Below are 871 nucleotides of genomic sequence, written 5' to 3' on the forward strand. Positions count from 1 at the left end.
CATGAACATAAACCAGATGCATCTTAGCCAAGCCGCAAACCTGTCCTAAAAAGCAGGACCACTTCATCTCATCCGTTCGTTTACCCACTTCTGTAACGTAGGTATGACGAACAGTTGAACGGGAACAAGTGTCAAAGCAGCGGCACCCAATATCGGATCTTGGATGAACATGAACAACAAGACAGTGGCCAAGGTTCCACCTTGGAATACAGGTGTGCCTAGTACCTCGCCAGCAAACCCTCCGATGGGTTCGATTTCATTTGTCGACAATGGAATGACTTCTGACTTGCGCTGCCGTTCCGGTGCACCGCGCCAGGCCCGATATAGCAAAAAACGAAGCTTCAAGAGCGTTCGCTCCCCGATCTCTCCCTTTTTTATATTGATGTAGTATTTTATAACTCCATTCAGCAGCAGAGCAATGAGGAACAATACCGAAAGCAAGATAAGCAAATCGAGCTGTGTGTATTGAAAACCGAGCAAATCGACGGGAAAGTTATTGGATTGAATAGCGCCGTTCACGATACGCTTTGGCAGTTCGAGGGTCGCGTACAAAACTGGCTGTGCCAATATTCCAAGAACGATTATTACGACTTGCTCTTGCCAGCGCAGCCCTAATAAACGTCGCACAAGCAAATATTCAGCGCGGTCTTGTTTAGAGAAGAGTTTATTTTGTGCCGCACGCCGGACGACCTGAACCGAAAGTAATAAACATGCGAATAGTGTCGCAAGAGGCGCTATTACCAATACTAGGTGTAGCACCATATGCAGCCAATGCGGTGGATTTTCGACAACCTGAAAACCAATGGTTCTGTCGCAAAGTTTCGTACTGCATAAACGCGTGTAGGCGCGGGACACAGTTATCCTGCGAGGG

The 871-nt window shown here is 47.6% G+C and carries 1 pseudogene; it reads right to left on the reverse strand.

Features of this window, described 5'->3' with window-relative positions:
- Positions 1 to 63 precede the first annotated feature (63 nt).
- Positions 64 to 871: pseudogene (locus FAP39_RS17370) on the reverse strand (ABC transporter ATP-binding protein); the annotation flags it as partial.

The organism is Shimia litoralis (assembly GCF_005518135.1).
Classification (GTDB): Bacteria; Pseudomonadota; Alphaproteobacteria; order Rhodobacterales; family Rhodobacteraceae; genus Shimia_E; species Shimia_E litoralis.